21 protein-coding genes, 1 tRNA gene and 1 pseudogene are annotated in these 20,620 nt (G+C 61.2%); 13 read left to right on the top strand and 10 right to left on the bottom strand.

Translation table 11 applies throughout. From position 1 onward, the window contains the following. Positions 1 to 92 precede the first annotated feature (92 nt). The 4 genes from VMH22_03260 to VMH22_03245 form a co-directional block, all read right to left on the bottom strand. Complete coding sequence (locus VMH22_03260; GenBank protein ID HTW90704.1) at positions 93 to 275, bottom strand: hypothetical protein; 183 nt, start codon at positions 273 to 275, stop codon at positions 93 to 95. Between the two features lie 37 nt (positions 276 to 312). Further along, positions 313 to 1,407, bottom strand: coding sequence for a DUF262 domain-containing protein (locus VMH22_03255; GenBank protein HTW90703.1), 1,095 nt, complete (start codon positions 1,405 to 1,407; stop codon positions 313 to 315). A gap of 89 nt (positions 1,408 to 1,496) precedes the next feature. Continuing rightward, complete coding sequence (locus VMH22_03250) at positions 1,497 to 2,735, bottom strand: DNA methyltransferase (protein ID HTW90702.1); 1,239 nt, start codon at positions 2,733 to 2,735, stop codon at positions 1,497 to 1,499. 1 nt (position 2,736) lies between these two features. Continuing rightward, on the bottom strand, positions 2,737 to 3,663 hold the full coding sequence (locus tag VMH22_03245; protein ID HTW90701.1) for a hypothetical protein: 927 nt from the start codon (positions 3,661 to 3,663) through the stop codon (positions 2,737 to 2,739). 149 nt (positions 3,664 to 3,812) lie between these two features. Here VMH22_03245 and VMH22_03240 point away from each other — a divergent pair, with 149 nt between their 5' ends. The 13 genes and pseudogenes from VMH22_03240 (at position 3,813) to VMH22_03180 (ending at position 13,347) form a co-directional block, all read left to right on the top strand. Further along, on the top strand, positions 3,813 to 5,366 hold the full coding sequence (locus VMH22_03240; GenBank protein ID HTW90700.1) for an acyl-CoA carboxylase subunit beta: 1,554 nt from the start codon (positions 3,813 to 3,815) through the stop codon (positions 5,364 to 5,366). Between the two features lie 115 nt (positions 5,367 to 5,481). Then, complete coding sequence (locus VMH22_03235) at positions 5,482 to 7,167, top strand: methylmalonyl-CoA mutase family protein (protein HTW90699.1); 1,686 nt, start codon at positions 5,482 to 5,484, stop codon at positions 7,165 to 7,167. Positions 7,168 to 7,176: 9 nt separating this feature from the next. Continuing rightward, complete coding sequence (gene mce / locus VMH22_03230) at positions 7,177 to 7,578, top strand: methylmalonyl-CoA epimerase (protein HTW90698.1); 402 nt, start codon at positions 7,177 to 7,179, stop codon at positions 7,576 to 7,578. Next, positions 7,575 to 8,513 (top strand): J domain-containing protein, encoded by a 939-nt coding sequence (locus tag VMH22_03225; protein HTW90697.1) that lies wholly within the window; start codon positions 7,575 to 7,577, stop codon positions 8,511 to 8,513. Before mce ends, VMH22_03225 begins: the two co-directional genes overlap by 4 nt. Further along, positions 8,513 to 8,782 carry a chaperone modulator CbpM gene (locus VMH22_03220; GenBank protein ID HTW90696.1) on the top strand — a complete coding sequence of 90 codons (270 nt, stop codon included), beginning with the start codon at positions 8,513 to 8,515 and terminating at the stop codon, positions 8,780 to 8,782. The genes VMH22_03225 and VMH22_03220 overlap by 1 nt, the downstream gene beginning before the upstream one ends. A gap of 67 nt (positions 8,783 to 8,849) precedes the next feature. Continuing rightward, positions 8,850 to 9,422 (top strand): rubrerythrin family protein, encoded by a 573-nt coding sequence (locus tag VMH22_03215; protein ID HTW90695.1) that lies wholly within the window; start codon positions 8,850 to 8,852, stop codon positions 9,420 to 9,422. 55 nt (positions 9,423 to 9,477) lie between these two features. Further along, entirely contained in the window at positions 9,478 to 9,993 is a 516-nt protein-coding gene (gene tpx, locus VMH22_03210) for a thiol peroxidase (GenBank protein ID HTW90694.1), read from the top strand. Between the two features lie 25 nt (positions 9,994 to 10,018). Beyond that, positions 10,019 to 10,114: pseudogene (locus tag VMH22_03205) on the top strand (desulfoferrodoxin FeS4 iron-binding domain-containing protein). A 69-nt stretch (positions 10,115 to 10,183) separates the two neighbouring features. Further along, entirely contained in the window at positions 10,184 to 10,372 is a 189-nt protein-coding gene (locus tag VMH22_03200) for a hypothetical protein (GenBank protein ID HTW90693.1), read from the top strand. A gap of 32 nt (positions 10,373 to 10,404) precedes the next feature. Then, positions 10,405 to 10,782, top strand: coding sequence for a desulfoferrodoxin (locus VMH22_03195; GenBank protein HTW90692.1), 378 nt, complete (start codon positions 10,405 to 10,407; stop codon positions 10,780 to 10,782). A 2-nt stretch (positions 10,783 to 10,784) separates the two neighbouring features. Further along, positions 10,785 to 11,336, top strand: a complete 552-nt coding sequence (locus VMH22_03190; GenBank protein HTW90691.1) for a ferritin — start codon at positions 10,785 to 10,787, stop codon at positions 11,334 to 11,336. Between the two features lie 44 nt (positions 11,337 to 11,380). Beyond that, complete coding sequence (locus VMH22_03185; GenBank protein HTW90690.1) at positions 11,381 to 12,592, top strand: FprA family A-type flavoprotein; 1,212 nt, start codon at positions 11,381 to 11,383, stop codon at positions 12,590 to 12,592. Further along, entirely contained in the window at positions 12,589 to 13,347 is a 759-nt protein-coding gene (locus VMH22_03180) for a flavin reductase (protein HTW90689.1), read from the top strand. Before VMH22_03185 ends, VMH22_03180 begins: the two co-directional genes overlap by 4 nt. Positions 13,348 to 13,401: 54 nt before the next feature. Here VMH22_03180 and clpX read toward each other — a convergent pair whose 3' ends face one another. The 6 genes from clpX to VMH22_03150 all read right to left on the bottom strand — a co-directional run bounded on the left by clpX (position 13,402) and on the right by VMH22_03150 (position 20,497). Next, entirely contained in the window at positions 13,402 to 14,649 is a 1,248-nt protein-coding gene (clpX, locus tag VMH22_03175; protein ID HTW90688.1) for an ATP-dependent Clp protease ATP-binding subunit ClpX, read from the bottom strand. Then, the gene (gene clpP / locus VMH22_03170; GenBank protein ID HTW90687.1) at positions 14,646 to 15,230 is read right to left on the bottom strand and encodes an ATP-dependent Clp endopeptidase proteolytic subunit ClpP; all 585 of its coding nucleotides are present in this window, start codon (positions 15,228 to 15,230) and stop codon (positions 14,646 to 14,648) included. Before clpP ends, clpX begins: the two co-directional genes overlap by 4 nt. Positions 15,231 to 15,331: 101 nt before the next feature. Continuing rightward, a complete protein-coding gene (tig, locus tag VMH22_03165) occupies positions 15,332 to 16,546 on the bottom strand; it encodes a trigger factor (GenBank protein ID HTW90686.1) in 1,215 nt (404 codons plus the stop codon). 112 nt (positions 16,547 to 16,658) lie between these two features. Next, positions 16,659 to 16,740 (bottom strand) — tRNA-Leu (locus VMH22_03160). A gap of 164 nt (positions 16,741 to 16,904) precedes the next feature. Continuing rightward, entirely contained in the window at positions 16,905 to 19,127 is a 2,223-nt protein-coding gene (locus tag VMH22_03155; GenBank protein ID HTW90685.1) for a FlgD immunoglobulin-like domain containing protein, read from the bottom strand. A gap of 500 nt (positions 19,128 to 19,627) precedes the next feature. Further along, on the bottom strand, positions 19,628 to 20,497 hold the full coding sequence (locus VMH22_03150) for an isoaspartyl peptidase/L-asparaginase (GenBank protein HTW90684.1): 870 nt from the start codon (positions 20,495 to 20,497) through the stop codon (positions 19,628 to 19,630). Positions 20,498 to 20,620 lie beyond the last annotated feature (123 nt).

Here is a 20,620-nt window from a genome sequence, read left to right as displayed (position 1 = left end):
GCACGGAAGCCTACGGGAAGTCGTCTCCGGACTCAGCACCGTCGACGCGATCCAACGCCGGATGACAGCTTACGTCCGTCTGCATGCACCTTTCACCTGCAATAGCCCCGATTTTCAACAGCATTGATGCCACGCTCCCCTTCTAGGTAAACCTCGAAGTGCGCGACCGCGACTGCGAACTGCCCCTCGCAAATGCTGGTTGCCTCGCGGATGCCGATTCGCTGCTCGTCCAGAAGCAGTTCCATGTGTTCCTGAAGCGTCACGGCTCGTCGCAAGCGTGCGAGGAATCCGTCCAGCAGGGTCCGACGTCGACTAGTCGTCGCCACAGAGCTGCTTCAGGTACGCGAGCCGTTTCTTGCGCGCGTCGGCGTGCACGGTTCGACCTCGCAGGACTTTGGCAAGGGTCTCAGGTACATCACCGCGTTCAAGGCGGCTGTCGACCTCGACCATGCCTCTGACTAGGCTGGCTGGAAGGCGCGAGGTCCTCCGGTCTACTGGACCACTTGCCGACCTATCCCTGGGAAGTCCATACTGATAATCATAGACTAGCGCGAAGAGGGTGTAGAACCAGGTGATCGTGCGGAACTTCGTGTGCACGATCTTGTCTCCTGCCACCGCATCAAGAGACTGAAGCACATCACGGAAGTTTCTTTCGTACTTGTCGCGGAAATGGAACTCATCCTCGCCCTCCTTGTAGAGTCTGTCGAGCGAGGGCTGTGACTTGCCAACCACACCCACCTGCAGCAGTTGGACAAGTTCAGTGGTCAATTCTACTTCCTGCATTCGGGCCAGTTGTTGCTCCGAAAATATGCCCCACTTCCTCCAGAGCGGGAGAGACTCGGCTGCGAGGTCGAACATGGAGGACTTGAACTCCCCGAAGAAGCGGGCGTTACGCAACTCCTGTGGATTCAGCTTGACGCCGGTCGAGTTCATGCGAGCGAATATTTGATAGACCTCCCGGTCCTCCGTTCCGGCCTCAAGTGTGTGCACGCTTAGCTCGTACGACAGGATTCTGCGTTGGAGGTCCCGATCCAGGTCCCTGAATGCGCTTCCAGCCAGTTCCTTGTTGTGGGCTTTCCTGATGGAAAAGCCGTCTCTTAGCGGGTCATAGTCCTGCATGACGCTCGGGTCTATGAACGCGAATAGTGTTCGCAGTCTCTGCTGTCCGTCGACTACCTCGCGCAGCGGCTCCACGGACCCTCGGTCTAGTCTGATTATGTCGCGCAGTATGATGATCGGCATGGGCATGTTTCGGATGATGGTGTCGACCAAGTACGACTTCTCGATTGGGCGCCACACCGACCTGCGCTGGAAGTTAGGGCTGAGCGAGAGGTTGCCAGCCCTCTGCCAAGAGACGAAATCGCTGACCTTGTAAACGGTCTTGGTGACGTGTTTGGGTGTGGCCATCTCAATCCTCCTTGGTGTCGAGTAGGACTCCCTTCGCGCTTCCGCCCGGCGCGCAGGTTCGGCGGCATGCGGACTTCATTGCGGTCATTCTATCGTCGCCACCTGCCGGCGGATTTGGGCTTGCGGGGTGGACGGTCATAGACGGCGAATGGCTCTTCGTCGACAGTGCGGGTGGAATCGGCACGCTTCCTGAGCACCAGGATCTTCTCAACTTTGGTGGTGCACGTGCGGCGGCGGGAGCGACGGATGTCGGGTATCTCGTCTCGGACGAGATGGCGAACCCGCAGGCGCGATTCGGTCACTGACTCAGCCAGCTCGCCAATGAGGTCAGCAGTCCGCCGGCTCTTGCCGTCTCGCTCGACGTCACCGAGCACGAGTACGCAGTGCCGACCCGGCTTGAGCACACGTTCCATCTCCTTGAGGCACTCCGTCATCTGCGGGATGTATACTTCGTCCCGCGCCGTCAGTGAGCGGTCAAGCGTTTTCCAGTCCTTGGAGCCGAGGAACCACAGTCGGAGTCGGTTGTCGCGTGCATAGTCGAGTGCTCCGAAGTAGGGCGGGCTGGACAGCACGAGGTCTACGGACTCGTCGGGCAGCGAGAGGTGCATTGAGTTCTCGCAGAGCACTTGGTAGTCGGTAGAGTGCCAGGGCTTGGCGACCATGGTGCGTCGAAAGGCGCGGCGCACCTTGGCTATGAGGCGGGGCCGAACCGGCCGGTACGCGTACATCGAGGCGTACTCGTCGCGGGGGTACTTCTTCTCACGGAGGTAGGGAGTAAGGTGACTCGCCGGGTAGGAAAGGAATCCGGGGCGGACATGGTGCAGTATGCCCATGAGGCAGGACAGAAGGAAGTGCTCATTTCGGCTGGTGAGTACCTCGAATGCGGCGGCAGTCTCCAGGAGGGTGTCCGGGTGAAAGAAGGCGCGTATGTAGTCAGGGAAGTCTGAGGAGCGGAGTTCCTTGGCGCGGGTCTCCGCCGCATCCATCGCTGCCGTCGCGCGGGTCAGGGCTTCGGACTCTGACCTTGGCACCGCGAGTTTGCCAAGCGTCAGGTGAAAGGCGTACGGACTGAGGTCGTTCCCGATGGCGCGCCGGCCGTGAAGCAGGGCCTCCAGAGGGACGACGCCAGAGCCACAGAATGGGTCGAGCACCCAGTCGCCTTCCTGCGAGTACAGCCGCAGGAGAGTCTGCACCATGCCTGACTTGAGCTTCCCAACGTAGGGTGAGAGTTGCTGGAGAGTGCTTTCCTTGCCGTTGAACGAGCCATGCCAGAGCCGCGGGTCAAGCCGCTTCGGTTCAGTGTCGAAGGAGAGCTCTTGCTGGATCATGTCACGAACTGGGCTTGTCACGCAGGCGCGGCGCGTCACGGAAGATGTGCTCACCGCGTGTTATCTTGATGTCCTTCTGCTCAAGCACGGCTTCGCCCTGGTAGACCGTTACCCGGCGCATGGGCACGGACTTGTATTGAGTCGAGTCCTTGCGATAGACTTCGATTCCGACACGCTTCACATGAACGTCCCACGCGGCCTCTTTCACCCCGGTCAAGTTCAGCATTGCCGTGATGAACCTGACCTCGTCAAGGCGTGCAAGACGCGGGGAAGGTTCATCGGCGGTAGGCACGCCGCGGGGCAGCAGGAAGACGCAGGGCGACGGAATCTGTCCAATCCCATCACCGGGCATCTTGGGACACGGCCGGATGCTCGTGCCGCAGAATCGGTCCCACACGACATACGCATCTACCCGCTTGCGGTTGGCGACTATCTCGGCGCTAAGTCGGGTGAAGAAGTTCGCCGACGCGCCGTAGTCAGGCTGGTTTACTATCGAGCCGTCGAGATGGCCCCAGATGACGTATTCATCCGACCAGTTAGGCCGGTCGCCGATGTTGAAGCTGTTGCCTTCGCCGCCCTTACTCTCGACTGCGACATGCCAGTCGCCGCGTCCCTTCGGGAGTACCAGATTGTAGTCGCACCGGCCACGGCCACCGATGGATTGCCAGTCCTTCAGCAGTCCGGCATCCTTCATCCGGGCCAGAATGGCGTTGGTGAACTGGGCGCGTGGGCTTGTAGTGGCCGCGAACGTACCGCGAATGCTCTCGATGGCAGAACGGAACACCATGCTCCCGTGATAGTCAGCAGGCACGATGCCCTCGGCACGCAGAATGTCAGGGTGCTTTGTGTCCAGCTTAGTGAGCAGGTCGCGTGTGGGAGCGATTTGACGCATGAGCTTCTCTGGATGCCGACAAGGCAGGATTGGCATGGCTCCAATATAGGCGGGATGAACCGAAATGTCAACGCCGCGGCGACGGTTCATCTGTGTCCATCCGCGTTCATCCATGGTTGTTCCTGAGAGACGGCACCCGCCTGGGTTTGACAAGCAAGGGCTTGCTGTTTACCATCAGTCTCCAAATGTCGCATATCAAACGCGTCAGGGATGAGCTGGAGAAGCGGAACAGGGCCGCGCAACTGGGCGGCGGCGAAGAGGCCATCGCCAAGCAGCACGCTGCCGGCAAGCTGACCGCACGCGAGCGCATAGACATCCTGCTGGATAAGGGCAGCTTCGTGGAACTGGACCGGCTCCGTGTCCATGACTGCCACGACTTTGGGATGGAGAAGCGCAGGATTCCCGGTGACGCGGTCGTGACCGGACACGGCACTATCAACGGTAGGCAGGTGGCAGTCTTCTCCCAGGATTTCACAGTGTTCGGCGGCACACTCTCGCGCGTGTTCGGAGAGAAGATATGCAAGGTGATGGACATGGCGATGCGGACAGGTATGCCTGTTGTCGGCATCAATGACTCGGGCGGGGCGCGGATTCAGGAAGGCGTGGACAGCCTCGGCGCGTACGCCGACATCTTCCTGCGCAACACGCTGGCCTCAGGCGTGATTCCCCAGATATCGGTCGTGCTCGGGCCGACTGCCGGCGGCGCGGTCTACTCTCCCGCCCTGACTGATTTCATCATCATGTCCGAGCGGACCAGCTACATGTTCATCACCGGGCCAGAGGTTATCAAGGCGGTGACCAGGGAAGAGGTGACCAAGGAGAAGCTGGGCGGAGCTGGTACGCACAATGAAACCTCGGGCGTGGCCCATTTCAAGGCGATTGACGACAAGGACTCACTGGAGCTGTGCCGCAAGCTGCTTTCGTACCTGCCGCAGAACAACCGCGAGAAGGCGCCTATGGAGTCGCAGCTTGACGACCCGAATCGGCCGTGCGAGGGTATCGACGAGATAATCCCGGACGACACGCGCAAGCCGTACGACATGACCCAGATAATCCATAAGGTCGTTGACCGGGGCAGCTTCTTCGAGGTGCAGAAGTTCTGGGCGAAGAACATCGTCATCGGGTTCGCACGGATGAATGGCGAGGTCATCGGCATCGTGGCGAACCAGCCGAAGTTCCTTGCCGGTTGTCTTGATATCGATGCCTCGTGTAAGGCAGGCAGGTTCGTTCGGTTCCTCGACTGCTTCAACATCCCGATTCTGACATTCGTGGACGTGCCCGGATTCCTGCCCGGCACCAACCAGGAGTATGGCGGAATCATCCGGCATGGGGCCAAGCTGCTCTACGCCTTCTGCGAGGCGACCGTGCCCAAGGTGACAGTCATCACGCGCCGGGCATACGGCGGAGCGTATGATGTCATGTCGTCCAAGCACATCCGTGGGGACTTTAACTTCGCATGGCCGACGGCTGAGATTGCGGTGATGGGTTCGGACGGGGCGGTGAACATCATCCATCGGAAGAAGATTGCCGAGTCGGCTGACCCGGAAGGCACGCGCAAGAAGCTGGTTGAGGACTACGAAGAGACGTTTGGCAACCCGTTCAAGGCTGCTGAACTCGGGTTTGTGGATGAGGTGATCGAGTTCGAAGATACGCGGCGCCGGGTCGGGGAGTCGTTCCGGATACTTAGGGACAAGCAGGCGTCGAATCCGCCGCGCAAGCACGGGAACATTCCGCTATGAGCGAATGACGAATGACGAAGTGCGAATGACGAATGAAGGACCGGAGGGAAACCGCCAAGGTCGCCAAGAACGCCAAGCGTCGGACCCCGATCCCCGACCCCCAATTCCTGGTCCCTTGTCAGCGATTGTACAGAAGTGGGAGCAAGAGGCCGTAGCGCCGGTACTTAAGAGGTCGCCGGAGCGGGCTGAGGCGGCGGAGACGGTTTCGGGCTTGCCGTTGAAACGGGCATACACACCGGAGGACTGGGGCGAGAAGAACTACCCAGAGCAGCTTGGGATGCCTGGGAGCTTTCCATTCACGCGCGGGGTACAGCCGACCATGTATCGCAGTCGGTTCTGGACCATGCGCCAATACGCGGGGTTCGGTTCAGCCGAGGACACGAACAAGCGCTATCATTACCTGCTCGGGCAGGGACAGACCGGGCTGTCGGTCGCGTTCGACCTGCCGACCCAGATGGGGTACGACTCGGATTCGGCCATGGCCAGGGGCGAGGTCGGCAAGGTCGGGGTCGCCATCTCGTCGCTTGAGGACATGGAAGCTCTGTTCGCGGGAATCCCGCTCGACAAGGTCTCGACCTCGATGACCATCAATGCCACTGCCGGCATCCTGCTCGCCATGTATTGCGTGATCGCGGAGAAGCAGGGCAAGAGCATCACGGGTCTGCAGGGCACGATACAGAATGACATTCTGAAGGAATACGTTGCGCGCGGGACGTACATCTTCCCGCCAAGACCGTCGCTGCGGCTCGTCACGGACATCATCGCCTGGTGTGCGGAGAACGTGCCGAAGTGGAACACCGTGAGCGTATCCGGCTATCACATGCGCGAGGCAGGCGCGACGGCGGTTCAAGAGGTCGCATTCACTATTGCGGACGGGCTCGAGTACATCAAGGCTGCGCTGAACGCGGGGCTCGCGATAGACAAGTTCGCCCCGAGGCTGTCGTTCTTTTTCGCCGCGCACTCTAACATCCTTGAAGAAGTCGCGAAGTTCCGGGCCGCACGCAGACTTTGGGCGCGGCTGCTCCGCGAGCGGTGGAATGCCTCGGACGAGTCGTGCAAGCTAAGGTTCCACACCCAGACCGGCGGCGTGACCCTGACTGCCCAGCAGCCGGAGAACAACGTCATTCGGGTCGCGTTCCAGGCCTTGGCTGCGGCGCTGGGCGGAACCCAGAGCCTGCACACGAACTCGCGTGACGAGGCACTGGCCCTGCCCAGCGAGGAATCGGTGTTGATCGCTCTGCGAACCCAGCAGATTGTGGCGCACGAGTCGGGTGTGGCGGACACGGTTGACCCGCTGGCCGGGTCGTATGCGGTCGAGTCTCTAGCTGACGAGATTGAGAACCGGGCGCGGGAGCTGATCGGCAAGGTCGAGCAGATGGGCGGCGTGGTGGCGGCCATCGAGCAGGGATTCATGCAGAATGAGATTGCCGACAGTGCTTACAATTACCAGCAGGCGGTGGAGAAGGGGCAGAGGATTGTGGTCGGGGTGAACAAGTACCATGAAGTGGTCCAGCGGTCTAGTGGTCAAGTGGTCGAGTGCGGGGGCAGGACCGAGACAGGATTCAAGCTGTTGAAGGTGGACCCGGAGCTGGGCAACCGCAGGACAGCGGAACTGGAGCGGTTCAAGCGGACTCGGGATTGCGGACAGGTCAAGCAGGCTCTGGCCCGCGTGGGCGAAACTGCGGCCGCTACAGGAAACCTGATGGAGCCCATCGTCGCAGCAGTGCGCCTTGGTTGCACGGTCGGCGAGATTTCTGACGCGCTCCGCGGTGTCTTCGGGGAATATGACCGGATGCGCTAGGAGAGTTGCATGGTCAAGAGAGTATCTCATGTCGCGATCGCCGTTGGCAATGTGGATGAAGCTGCGAGGTTCTATACTGAAAAGTTGGGGCTGGCCGTCAGCGGCAAGGAAGTAGTCGCCGGGTCCAAGGTAAGGGTGGGGTTCATTCCGGTGGGCGAGACCCGGATCGAGCTGGTCCAGCCCGACTCGCCTGATTCGCCCATCGCCAAGTTTCTTGAGACTCGCGGGCCCGGCCTTCAGCATATCTGCTTTGAGGTGGATGATGTGGCGGCAGAGCTGAAGCGGTTGGACGCGGCGGGCGTCAAACTTATAGATAAAGTGCCACACCCAGGAGCGCACGGAACGATGGTCGGATTCATCCACCCGGCAGCGACTGGTGGTGTGCTGGTGGAACTGAGCGAACAGAAGTGAATGTAGAATACAAGGACTACTACGAGGTCCTGGGAGTGCCCAAGGACGCAGACGAGAAGGCGATCAAGGCCGCTTACAGGAAGCTGGCGAGGAAGTATCACCCTGATGTCAACCCGAATGGCAAGGCAGAGGCCGAAAGTAAGTTCAAGGAGATAAACGAGGCCTACGAGGTGCTCTCCGACAAGGAGAAGCGGGCCAAGTACGACCAGTTCGGCGCCGACTGGCAGCGGGCCCAGCAGTCCGGGCAGACAGGTGACTTTGACTGGAGCCGGTATCAAACCGGACAACAAGAGGGCGGATACACAAGGTACACAAACGAAGACCTGCAGGACCTGTTTGGCGAGGGAGCACCGTTCTCGGACTTCTTTACGCACCTGTTCGGAGCAGGTGCCACGCAGGCTCAGCCGCGCGCAACTCGCGGCCGAGACATCGAGCAGCCGGTAACCGTTACCCTGGCCGAGGCATATAAGGGCACTGTCCGTAGGCTTAAGCGCTCCGACGGACCGACAATAGAGGTGAAGATACCGCGCGGCGTCGACAATGGGTCGCGTATGCGAGTGAGGGGCCAGGGTATGCCCGGCCGACGAGGACAGCCCGGCGACCTGTGGATCGTGATTGCAGTTGAGGACGACCCTCGGTTTGTCCGTGAGGGCAATGACCTGCATACCCGGGTTCAGGTTCCTTTGTACACAGCGCTGCTCGGCGGCGAGGTGACCGTCCCGCTGCTCGAGGGCAAGGCACGGCTCAAGATACCGGCCGAGACGCAGATTGGAAACGAGCTTCGGCTCAAAGGTCAGGGCATGCCGGTTAACGGTGATGCCGGCGCGCGCGGTGACTTGTACGTCGCTATCGACGTCCGGCTGCCGGTTCGGCTATCCGAGAAGGAGCGAGCGCTGCTCAAGGAGCTTGCCGGGATGCGACCGGAGGAGAAGTAATGCCGGGCTACGAAATCCAGGTACTGGTTGAGATGACTGGTCTCGACGAACTCATCATTGTCGAGTGTGTACAGCGTGAAGTCGTTCACGCCAGGACCGCCGAGGCCGGCCGGCTGTTTTTGGATGATTCCGACCTTGCCCGACTGCGCCGTATTCACCGGCTGATGACCGACTTCGACATCGGGCTCGACGCAGTCGAACTGATACTGAGTCTGCAGGACGAGATCAATCGCCTGCGCGATGGAAGTCCCGAATCCCGAGGAACATAGGAGAAGTCAAATATTTGCTCGTGTCGTACCCCAGTATTGATACAATGTAACTCTAAGGAGCATCAAAATGACGCTTAAGGGCAGCAAGACCGAAAAGAACCTGCTGGCCGCCTTCGCGGGCGAGTCACAGGCACGCAACCGTTATACCTACTTCGCCAGTCAGGCCCGCAACGATGGCTTGATGCAGATGGCCCAGATCTTTGAAGAGACCGCCAACCAGGAGAAGGAGCACGCAAAGCGGTTCTTCAAGTTCCTCGAAGGCGGCGACGTCACGATCCAGGCGGCGTACCCGGCAGGCAAGGTAGGCACGACTCTCGATAACCTCAAGGCAGCAGCCGCAGGCGAGATGTTCGAGTGGGGAACGCTCTATCCCGACTTTGCGAAGACCGCACAGGATGAGGGCTTCAACGAGGTAGCCACCGTGTTCCGCAACATCGCGGTTGCCGAGAAGCAGCACCAGAAGCGCTACAGCGACTTGGCCGCGAACCTCGAGGCGGGCCGGGTCTTCAAGCGCGGGAACAAGGTGGTTTGGCGCTGCCTGAACTGCGGCTACCTGCATGAGGGGACGGAAGCCCCGCAGCAGTGCCCGGCCTGTGCCCATCCCCAGGCCTACTTCGAGTTGCTGGGCGAGAACTGGTAGAACAGGTCACGCGGTCCGGTGCAGTAAAGGGCAGGGCCAGATAGAGGAGAGTACAATGACTGAACGTCCGGGAGCAGTGGTCTTCGGCGGCAAGCCGGCGACTCTGGTCGGCAAGGAGCTGAATGTCGGGGATGAGGCGCCCGATTTCACCGCGGTCGGCAATGACATGAAGCCGGTGTCGTTGTCTCAGTTCAAGGGCAAGGTCGTGGTCATCGCGTCGGTGCCGTCGCTCGACACACCGGTCTGCGACATTGAGACCAGGCGCTTCAACGCCGAGGCGTCCAAGCTGGGGAGCGATGTAGTGATTCTGACGGTCAGCATGGATCTGCCTTTCGCCCAGAAGCGGTGGTGTGGTGCGGCTGGCGTCGACCGAGTAGTCGCTGTGTCCGACCATCGCGACGCCTCGTTCGGCACGGCCTACGGCGTGCTGGTCAAAGATGCACGCCTGCTGGCGCGCGCAGTGTTCGTCGTAGACCGCCAAGGTGTCATCCGCTATGTACAACTTGTGAAGGATACAGGCTCGCAGCCTGACTTCGCTCCGGTGCTGCAGGTGGTCAAGGACCTGCAGTGATTCCGACATCGGAAAGGAGTCTTTGATGACTGCTAGGCAACAGGTATACAGTTGTTCAGTATGTGGGCAGATTATTGCGGTTGTTCATCAGGGTGGGGGCAGGCTCGTGTGCTGCGGCCAGCCGATGATGCTGGCCGGTGAGGAGGCTGCGAGCGCAACTCCGGCCCGGACTCCGATCCGGCAACAGCCGGTGTCGCAGCAGCCGGCGCCGTCCGATGCCCCGTACTGGCAGTGCAGCAAGTGCCACTACGTCCTGCAGGCGGCGCAGCCGCCGGAGACGTGCCCGTCCTGCCACGAGCATTGTCAGTTCACGAATGTGACCTGCTACATCCCGGAATGCGGGTTCAGCGGGATCGATACGAGACTGGTTGGGCAGTAATCCCTGCGGGTTTGAAATAGGAGGAAGCTAATATGGCAAAGCGTCTGGAAGTCTATAGATGTGAAGTCTGCGGGAATATCGTCGAAGTCCTGGATGGCGGGGCCGGGCAACTCGTTTGCTGCGGCAAGCCGATGAAGCTGCTGGTCGAGAACACGACCGACGCGTCAAGAGAGAAGCATGTGCCGGTGATCGAGAAGGTCGCGGGCGGGTACAAGGTGAAGGTCGGCAGCGTCCCGCACCCGATGGAAGAGAAGCACTTCATCGAGTGGATTGAACTCGTGGCCGATGATAAGGCATACCGGCAGTTCCTGTCACCGGGGCAGGCGCCCGAGGCCTTGTTCTCGGTCGAGGCGAAGACGGTCTTCGCGCGCGAGTACTGCAATCTCCACGGCCTGTGGAAGGGAGCGTGAGCATGGTCCCGAAGAAGATCGAAGAGGCCTTCAGCGAGCAGATCAAGTACGAGCTGGAGTCAGCCTACATCTACCTTTCGATGGCTGCGTACTTCGACGCGGATGGCTTTCCTGGTATGGGCCAGTGGATGCGTGCCCAGGTGCAGGAAGAGGTCACGCACGCGATGCGGTTCTACAAGCACATCGTTGAGCGGGGCGGGCACGTCCAGTTCCACCCGATTGCGGCGCCGCCGCAGGCCTGGAAGTCCCCGCTTGCCGCATTCGAGGCCGCCTACGAGCACGAGAAGTTCATTACCGCGAAGATCGACGGGCTGGTGAAGCTGTCCCTGGCTGAGAACGACCATGCTTCGCGAACCCTGCTACAGTGGTTTGTGGATGAGCAGGTCGAGGAGGAGGCGAACACCTCCAAGGTCGCGCAGGACCTCAAGCTGGTCGGGAACGACGGACGCGGAATCCTGATGCTCGACCGAGAACTCGGGACGCGGACCTTCGTGCTTGCACCGGAGCTGGCGGCACTGTACGCGCAGCCGGCCGCGGCCGGAGCTGGCGCTTAGGAGAAGAGCAGTCAGTCGGGAAAGAGCGGTCCAACGGAGGAATAATGGCTGGTAGCGGGTTCTCGGCGATCAAAGTCAGTGAGCACGTCTGGTGGGTCGGTGCAGTCGACTGGGCGCTGCGAGATTTTCACGGCTATTCAACCCAGCGAGGCACGACCTACAACGCCTATCTGGTGATGGGCGACTACCCGGTGCTCATCGACACCGTGAAGGCACCTTTCCGGGACGAGATGCTCGCGCGCGTGGCCTCAGTCGTGAACCCGTCCGAGGTCAAGGTGATAGTCTCGCACCACGCCGAGATGGACCACTCCGGTGCCCTCCCACAGGTCATCGACGTTATCAAGCCCGACAAAGTCTACGCGTCGCAGATGGGCGTGAAGAACCTGCACGACCAGCAACTCGACCGGCAGGAGATCACCGCAGTCAAGGACACGGAACTGCTCAGGCTCGGCGGTCTGAACTTCACTTTCCTCGAAACAAGGATGCTTCACTGGCCGGACTCGATGATCTCATATCTTCACGAGGACGAATTGGTCTTCTCTCAGGATGGCTTCGGGATGCACCTCGCGACGCCGAGGCTCTTTGCGGACGAGAATGACCTGGCCGTGCTGCTGGATGAGGGAAAGAGGTACTTTGCCAACATCCTGCTGCCGTACTCGCCTTTGATCCTGAAGCTGCTGGACCGCATCGAGACGCTCGGCATCAGCATCAAGACGATCGCGCCGGACCATGGTCCGGTCTGGCGCAGGGACTTCGACACGTTGCTTGGCTGGTACGCGAAGTGGGCTACGCAGAAGCCGGAAAACCGGGCCGTGGTCGCTTATGACACCATGTGGCAGAGCACGGCAACCATGGCGCGTTCGATTGCTGACGGGCTGCGCGACGGCGGGACCGACGCGGTGGTCATGCCGATGAGCTGCATGACTCGCGCGGACGTGATAACCGATCTGGTCTGCGCGGGCGCATTTCTCGTGGGGTCTCCGACCATCAACAACACTGTCTTTCCGACTCTGGCTGATGTGCTCGCATACGTGCGCGGACTGAAGCCGAAGAACCTCATCGGCGCCGCGTTCGGTTCCTACGGTTGGAGCGGCGAGGCCTGCGCCCAGGTTGAAGCTGCGTTGCGCGAGATGGGAGTCGAGATTGCGCTGCCCGCCCTGAGGCTCAAGTTCGTCCCCGACGCGGCCGCGCTGATTCAGTGTCGCGAGTTCGGCAAGACGGTCGCCGGCAGATTGAGAGAGCGGGTCGGCGCATGATCGAGCAGGCCGGAACCGGTGCTCACTGCGAGATCGACCGTTCCAGGATCAACCCCGCTGTCTTCAACACAATCACCTACGGTCTCTACGTCGTCACGGCTCGCGATGGAGAGAAGCGAAACGGCTGTGTCATCAACACCCTGGTCCAGGTTGCCATCGCTCCGTGCCAGGTTACCGTCAGCGTGAACAAGGCCAATCTTACTCATGAGATGATCATGAAGACCGGTCTCTTCGCCGTCTCGGTTCTCGAACAGGAGACACCGCTTCAGTTCATAGGCGTCTTCGGATTCCGCTCGGGCCGCGAGTACGACAAGTTCGCTCATGCCGGGTACCGCGACGGCATTACCGGCTGTCCTCTCCTGACCGAACACGCCCTGGCAGTGGTCGAGGCCAGGGTCAGGACCGCGGTCGACTGCGGTTCACACACCATGTTTGTCGCCGACGTGGTGGCCAGCGAGTTGGTGCGGCAGGGCACGCCTCTGACCTATGCCTACTACCACGAGGTAAAGGGCGGAAAGACGGGCAAGAACGCACCGACCTATGCGGCGACGATGGCCGCGAAGAACGCTGAGGACTCTGAAAGGACTAACAAGATGAAGAAGTACGTTTGCCAGGTATGCGGTTACGTGTATGACCCGGCGGCCGGCGATCCGGACAACGGAGTTCCGGCCGGAACGCCTTTTGAGAAGCTGCCGGCGGACTGGGTCTGCCCGGTTTGCGGGGCGGGCAAGGACCAGTTTGAGCCGGAAGCCTAGCTGCTAGCCAGGGACGAAGTCAGAATGAAAAAGTGAGGATGCGGAGCTAGAAGACTACTGAGCTTTGCGCTGCAGCCGTCTGAGGATGTACTCCGGCGGCTGCTTTGTTCGCACGGTCTGCTCGGTGATGACGCACTCTTCGACGTCGGGCTGAGAGGGCAGCTCGAACATGATGTTCAGCATCGTCTCCTCAAGCACTGCGCGCAGAGCACGGGCGCCGGTCTTGCGAGCGGCGGCGATTTCCGCCACCGCGCCCAATGCCTCCGGAGTGAACGTCAGTTTGACGCCCTCCATCTCAAAGTAGAAGGCGAACTGCCGGGTGAGGGCGTTGCGGGGTTTGGTGAGAATGTCGATCAGCGCTTCCTTGGAAAGGCTGTGGAGTCCGGCGATGACCGGCAGCCGGCCGACCAGTTCCGGTATCAGCCCGTACTTGATGAGATCGTCCGGTTCGACCAGCGGGAGCAGATCATCGGAAGTTCGCTGCCTGCGCTGAGAGATGTCCGCACCAAAACCGAGGGTACTGGAGTGGATGCGACGTTCCACGACGTTTTCCAGGCCGTTGAACATCCCGCCGCAGATGAAGAGTATGTGCCGCGTGTCGATGGGGATGTACTGCTGTTCCGGGTGTTTCCTGCCGCCCTGCGGCGGAACGTTGGCGACCGTTCCTTCGAGAATCTTGAGCAGAGCCTGCTGTACGCCCTCGCCGGACACGTCACGGGTGATGGAAGGCGAGTCCTGCTTTCTGCCCAGCTTGTCGATCTCATCGAGGTAGATAATCCCGGTCTCGGCCCTGCGGACGTCACCGCCAGCGGCCTGAAGCAGGCGCAGGAGGATGTTCTCCACGTCCTCACCGACGTAGCCGGCCTCGGTCAGCGGCGTGGCATCGGAAATCGAGAATGGGACGTGCAGGAACCGGGCAAGGGTCTCGGCAATCAGCGTCTTGCCCACGCCGGTCGGGCCGATGAGCAGGATGTTCGATTTCTCGACGTCGATGTCGGTGCGGGGCGTAAAGACGCGCTTGTAGTGATTGTAGACCGCGACCGAGATGACCTTCTTGGCGTGCTCCTGTCCGATGACGTATTCGTCGAGGAAGGACTTGATTTCGGCCGGCTTGGGAACGGACGCGGGCGCGCCCGGTGCCGTGGCCTCGGCCTGTTCGTGGAACAGGCCGGAAATGGTCGCGGTGCAACGCTCACAGATGCGGCCGGTACGTCCCTGGACAAGCTTCACCCCGGGGCCGGCCTCGACGCCGCAGAACGAGCAGCGGTTGCGGGTCGTCCGCCGCTTCGGGCCGGTCGTCATTTCCGCTTCTCGATTACGTCGTCAATCAGCCCGTAGGCTTTGGCTTCTTCCGCGGACATGAAGAAGTTGCGGTCAGAGTCCTCGACAATCTTCTCGAACGGTTGGCCGGTATGCTTGGCCATGATCTGCGACAGCTCTTCCTTCAGCTTGTGTATCTCGCGGGCATGGATTTCGATGTCGGTTGCCTGGCCGGAGATGCCCGAGGCTGAGGGCTGGTGAATCATGACCCGGGCGTTGGGCAGCGCGAATCGCTTGCCCTTCTCGCCCGCGGCGAGCAGGAGCGCGGCAATCGAGGCGGCCTCGCCGATGCAGGTGGTCGAGACCTTGGCCTTGATGTAGCGCATCGTGTCGTAGATGGCGAGGCCCGAGGAGACCACGCCGCCGGGTGAATTGACATAGAGGTTGATGTCCTTCTCCGAGTCTTCGGCCTCGAGGAAGAGCAACTGGGCGACGATGAGATTGGCGACGTTGTCGTCAATCGGCGAGCCAAGGAAGATGATGCGCTCCTTCAGCAGCCGGGAGTAGATATCGTACGCGCGTTCTCCGCGGCCGGTCTGTTCGATGACCATCGGTATCAACACGGGGACCTCCAACTCATTTTCGATTGTCGATGTGCGACTTACGATTTCCGCTTGCAGGGCCGAGGACTGAAAACTGGAAACTGGTAACTGGGAACTCGGCTTCACGTCACATTGGCCTTGTCCACGACCAGCTTGAGCACCTTCTCGCGCAGGAGCTGGTTCTTATAGACCGCGCTGCCGAGCATCGACTCGACCTCTTCGACCGGCCGCTTCGACTCCTCGGCCACTTCCTGCGCCTGCTGCTTCAGTTCTTCATCGGTCACGGTGAGGCTTTCCTTCTCGGCAATCTTCGCGACGATGCAGTCGAACTTCGCCCACTTCTGTGCCACCGGCATCAGTTTCTCCCGGGTCGCGTCGTCCTCCGGCAGGTTGTACTGCGTACGCAGGCGGTCGAGCGACGACTCGACCCATGACTCGGGCGGCTCGAACTGGTGCTCGGCGGTCAGGAAGTCAAATGCCTGGTTCTTCAGCCCGTTCTGCACAAGCCGCTTCCGGTCAAGCAGGATCGACTCATTGATCTCAATTCGGAGCTTGTCCATGCTCTCGAATCCCAGGTCGGTGGCGAACTCCTCGTTCACCTCGGGCAGAATCCGCTCCTTCACGTCGCGGACCACGAACTTGTAGGTCAGGGTCTTGCCCGCCAGCTTCTGGTCCGAATGGTCGGCCGGGAACGTTGTCGTCGCGGTGCGCTCATCGCCGGGCCGGGCGCCGACCAGCGCCGCATTGACCTCGGCCGAGTTCATCTCGTCGCCGAGTTCCATCATTACATTCGTGCGCGGCTTGCCGGTCTCAGTGTCACCGACAGATGTCTTGTAGTCTACCACGACGAAATCATGTTCCTGCGCGGCCCGGCCGATCGGCTTGAAGGTCGCGCACTTCTCGCGCAGCTCCTGCAGCCGGCGCTCGAACTCGGCCTCGAACCCGGTCGGCTCCTCTTTCTTGAGTGTGAGACCGGTGTACTCCTTTAGCTGGAACTCGGGAATTACCTCAAATGAGAGCTGGAACTTGATGGTTTTGTCGGGTGCGATTTCGAGGTTGGCGAACTTGGGCTCGGTGATGGGCTTGATTGCGTCGTCGGCCAGCACCTCGCGGATTGCGTCCTCGACCAGGTCCTCGGCTGATGTGCTCTCCACTTGGCTGCCGACGCGGCGTTCGAGCAATGCGCGCGGCACGTGGCCCACCCGGAATCCGGGGACCACGGCCTTGGGCTGTAGTTCGACGAAGGATTCCTCGATCTTCGCCTTCAGCTTCTCGGGCTCAATTGTTACCTCAATCTCGCGCAGCCACTCTTTCGGTGACCGGACTATCTTTTCCAAAAGCACTCCTACAAAAGGTCGAGGTTCAGGTTAAGGTCCAGGTGAAGGTTCGCGGAAGGCCGTGGCTTCGGTTTCGACCTCAACCTCAGCCTCAACCTTCTCCTTGGTTGCATGCGAGGAGGGGGAGTTGAACCCCCATCCCGTTAAGGACTGGATCCTAAATCCAGCGCGTATGCCAGTTCCGCCACCCTCGCATGGCCGGTCAGTATAGCCAAGACAGAGGCGGAAGTCAAAGACAGGGGAGAGGCCGCGGCCGCCAGCCGCTTGGGCCCGGTTCCAGGCGGCCGAGGCCGGGTCGGGCCGAATCCTGTACCGGGGTCCGGCCAGGTGCGGACAGCGCGTCGGCAGGTATCCCGACCTAGAGCTTCAGAAGCACCGCCGTCGCGCGGTGGTCGCCGGCATCGAGTCGACAGAAATACGTGCCGGCCGGCACCGTGCGGCCCTCGTCGTTTCGGCCATCCCAGCTCAGCCGGTACTCTCCGGCTGCAGTGATGCCGTGCCGGAGCTTCCGGACCATCGCTCCGGTCGCGTCATAGACCGAAAGCGACACGTCGGCCTGGTGCGGCAGCGCAAAGGCCACAGCCACGCTCCGGCTGAAGATACTCGGGCGCGGCACGTCGAAACGGAATTCGAGCGGGACTGTTACTGCCTCGGCCACGCCCGCGGCCCTTGTCACTACGACTTGCCGGCTCATCGTGTCGTCGCTCGATGGTATTGTGTCACCGGCCAGCGACAGCGAACACCTGACCACGTGGCTGCCCACCAGCTTGGGAGCCCAGGCCGCGAAGTTGACCGACATGCCCTGACGGGATGGAACCGACACCTGTGTCATTCGGGAATACCCCTCGTCGGGAATGCGCATCGTGGCGGTGACGAGCTCGGTCTGGCTGCCGTAGTTCCAGACGCGGACCTGAGGACGGACGACGGTTCCTGAGTCGACTGTGTCGCTGGGCGAGACGATGTCAGTCAGGCCGACATCGTGGAAGATGGCCCAGACCAATGCGGTGCTCACATCGTCTCCCTCGTACTGGTCCCCGACGAGGGCGGTCGAGCACCGGACCGTGGCGAAGCAGCGCTGCGGTGCTATCCATGACTTGAACTGGACCGTGTCGGCGTGCCCGGGCTGCAGCCCCGTCACCTGCACGGTATCGGCATAGCCGGTGCTGATGGTGAGCCGGACCGGGAAGCTGGCTGCCGAGTTGCCGTAGTTCCGGACCTCGGCTCTGGGCACATACGAACTGTCCGCTTTGACGACTCCGTTCGGCGTGAATATCCAGTTGGCCGCGACGTCTTTATCCTTGTTAATCTCCCAGATGCGATGGCCGACTGCGACCACATCTCCGTTGGCCGGGATACTCTCCGGGGTTGACCTCGAGAAGAAGAGCGTATCCCAGTCAAGATACTGAACCGACGAGCTGAGGACGGCGCCGGCCTTGCCGTCCCCTGCGGACGTGACGAAGTAGATCGAGTCGGTCTGGCCGTTCTTGATGTATGAAGCGCCGTCGTGGACCTTGCCGGAATCGTCGACCATGTACGTCAGGTCGAACACCATGCTGTTGGCCGGGAAGGGTTGGTCGGTTGACGGGTGGCACCACGTGCGGAAGTCGTACAGCCAAAGCGGATTCGCGCGATCACCAATCGAGAACTCGATTCCGACCCGTTCGCGGGCCGGGTGGCTGAGTTGCACCCGGGCCAGAAGCTTCGGCGAGTACCCGGCCGTGTCAGTCATGTACCCCGCTGTCTGGCTGCTCAGGTAGCCGTCCATCACCGCCTGGTAGGACATCCAGAAATAGCCCGATTGACCCCAACCCGTGCCCCAGGAGTTGACCATTCTGAAGGCGCCCTTGCCGTCGTGCGTAGTCAGCGTGTCGTTGTAGCCGACGAAAGTCACCAGGTGCCCGCCCCGGTTGTTGCCAGTCCGGTCGGATGCGCAGTACGTGTAGTTGTAGCTGGCGATATTGTCGAAGTTACCATAGACCGCTATCCCCAGACACGCAGTGCTGCCGTTCGCCAGCAGTTGCTTGATCATGTCGATGCCGGTCGTATCGGCGGTGCCGAACCACGCCCAGGTCCTGGCGCGGAAAGGAATGGCGTGGGAGTAGGCCGACTCTGAGGGCCAACTGGTGCAGTCGCCGTCGTTGTACGGGCAGTCGACCAGGTTTGCGCAGCCCTGCTCACAGATGAGCGGCATGTTATCGTCGAAGCTCGAGCCGTTGTCGCCGCCGCCATTGACCTGATTGTACGCAAAGGCCGCGCTGAACTGGTGATGCGGGTCGGTCAGGTCCCAGTGCCGCTCGTGGTACTCAAGCTGCGAGCGGTGATAGTAGGCGATGGCCCACGAGGCGCACGAACCCTGCTGCCCCTGGTTACCGACCGGCGGCATTTCGCTCGTGAGGTCCGCAGACGTGAGGTCGTGGAAGGACCTCGCAGCCAGCCCGACCGGCACGCTCGTCACCTTGTGTCCGGGTGCGAGCTTATCCAGGTTCCTCGTTATGAACCCGAGGCGGTGCAACTCGGCGCGAGCGCTCGCGGCTCCGGTCAGCATCCAACAGCACAGCAATACAGCGAAACTTCGCGACATTGTTCCTCCTTTAGACCACAGGGGCGGGCTCGTTCCGGCAGATTCTGCTGCCTCGACAGGAAGCCGGCGTCATCCTCAACCGCCGGAATCGTCCTCTCGCCCGACGCAACTAGCTTATTGCCGGAATGGGACGAGTCAAGGCAAGGAAGGGTCGAGGGATGAGGGGCGAGGGGTTAGGGGCTAGGGATTGACCGTTGCGCGGCTGTGAGCTCTCAGCTTGTGCTTTGGCTGCGACGCAGTTCCCCCATCTTAGCCTCGACCTCAACCTTAGTCTCGCGGCGGAGCCGCTCCAATCTACAATCGCCAATCTAAAATCGGAAATCCCTTGGCTTGAGGCTTGCTGCTGCCACAAGGCCACACTCTCTTGACGCGCTTCGGATTGAGATAAGTAATGTGTCCCCTTTTCTCCCTGTCCCCTTTTCTCCCAAACTGCAGGGGAGAGTGGCGAGAGAGCGGACGAAGTCAGAAGCCACAACCTTGATGACAGAAGCTGAAGGCGGTCAGCACGTTTTCTCTTCGTCGCCACGCATCCATCCCCAGGTCATGTCCGGCGTGGCGTGGCCGAGGCCGATGTCGCCTTTGCGGTCGAGGGCGATGACACCGACGTGGCGGGAGCCGCGCAAGGCGATGTCGACTGCCGCCTGCGTCCGGTGTGCGGCGAGCAGGTCGCAGACCCGCCGGCTCAGACCGAGGCGAATGACCTCCTCGCCCAGACCGGTTGCAGAGGCGCCACCGTTCCGGTCGGCAAACGTGCCCGCACCGTAGAGCGCGGTGTCGCCGATGCGGCCGGGTAGCTTGCCGCGTACTCCGCCCGTCGATGTGGCGACCGCAATCCGTCGATACCGGTCGAGCGCCACCGCGCCGACCGTGCCAAATGACAGGTAATGTCGCTGGCGCGCGTAGTAAGGCGAACCGGCCCGGCGCAGCGCCTTCAGCTTCCGGCGTTCGGCTGGGGTGATGGGGTCATACTTCGGGAAACCCCAGAACCGGGCGAGCCGGGTCGCCCAGTTGCCGCAGATAAGGAGATGGTCGGTATCGGTCATAACTTTGCAAGCGACATCTATCGGATGCCGGACGCCTTCAAGCGCGCCCACCGCGCCGAACCGGCCGTCCGAGAGCATCACCGATGCATCCATCAGGCACCGCCCGTTCAGGGCGAGCGAAGAACCTGTGCCGGCGTTGAAGTCCGGGTCGTCCTCCATTGCGTGCACTGCGGCGAGTGCGCCATCGAGGGCGCTGCCGGTCTTGCGCAGCGCCTGGAATCCGAGGTGCAGCGCGGCCTGGATGCTCGCGCGGGAGCCGATCGAGTCGCCAAGCCTCCACGCGCCGCCGTGAATGACGATTGTCTCGATCCTAGTGTAGTGCGTCACACGCTTCTTTGCATTTGGCTATCTTGCGCATGATGCTTTCGACGGTGGCGATCCAGACGAATATGTGCGGGTTCTGGTTGCTGGTGGCGATGTAGTCCGCGATCGCCTTCTTCAGAACAGGTA

The organism is bacterium, from assembly GCA_035505375.1.
Taxonomy (GTDB): Bacteria; Hydrothermota; Tepidihabitantia; order Tepidihabitantales; family Tepidihabitantaceae; genus UBA2258.
The sequence above is the reverse complement of the archived record's forward strand: the minus strand, read 5'-3'. Positions and strand labels throughout refer to the sequence as shown.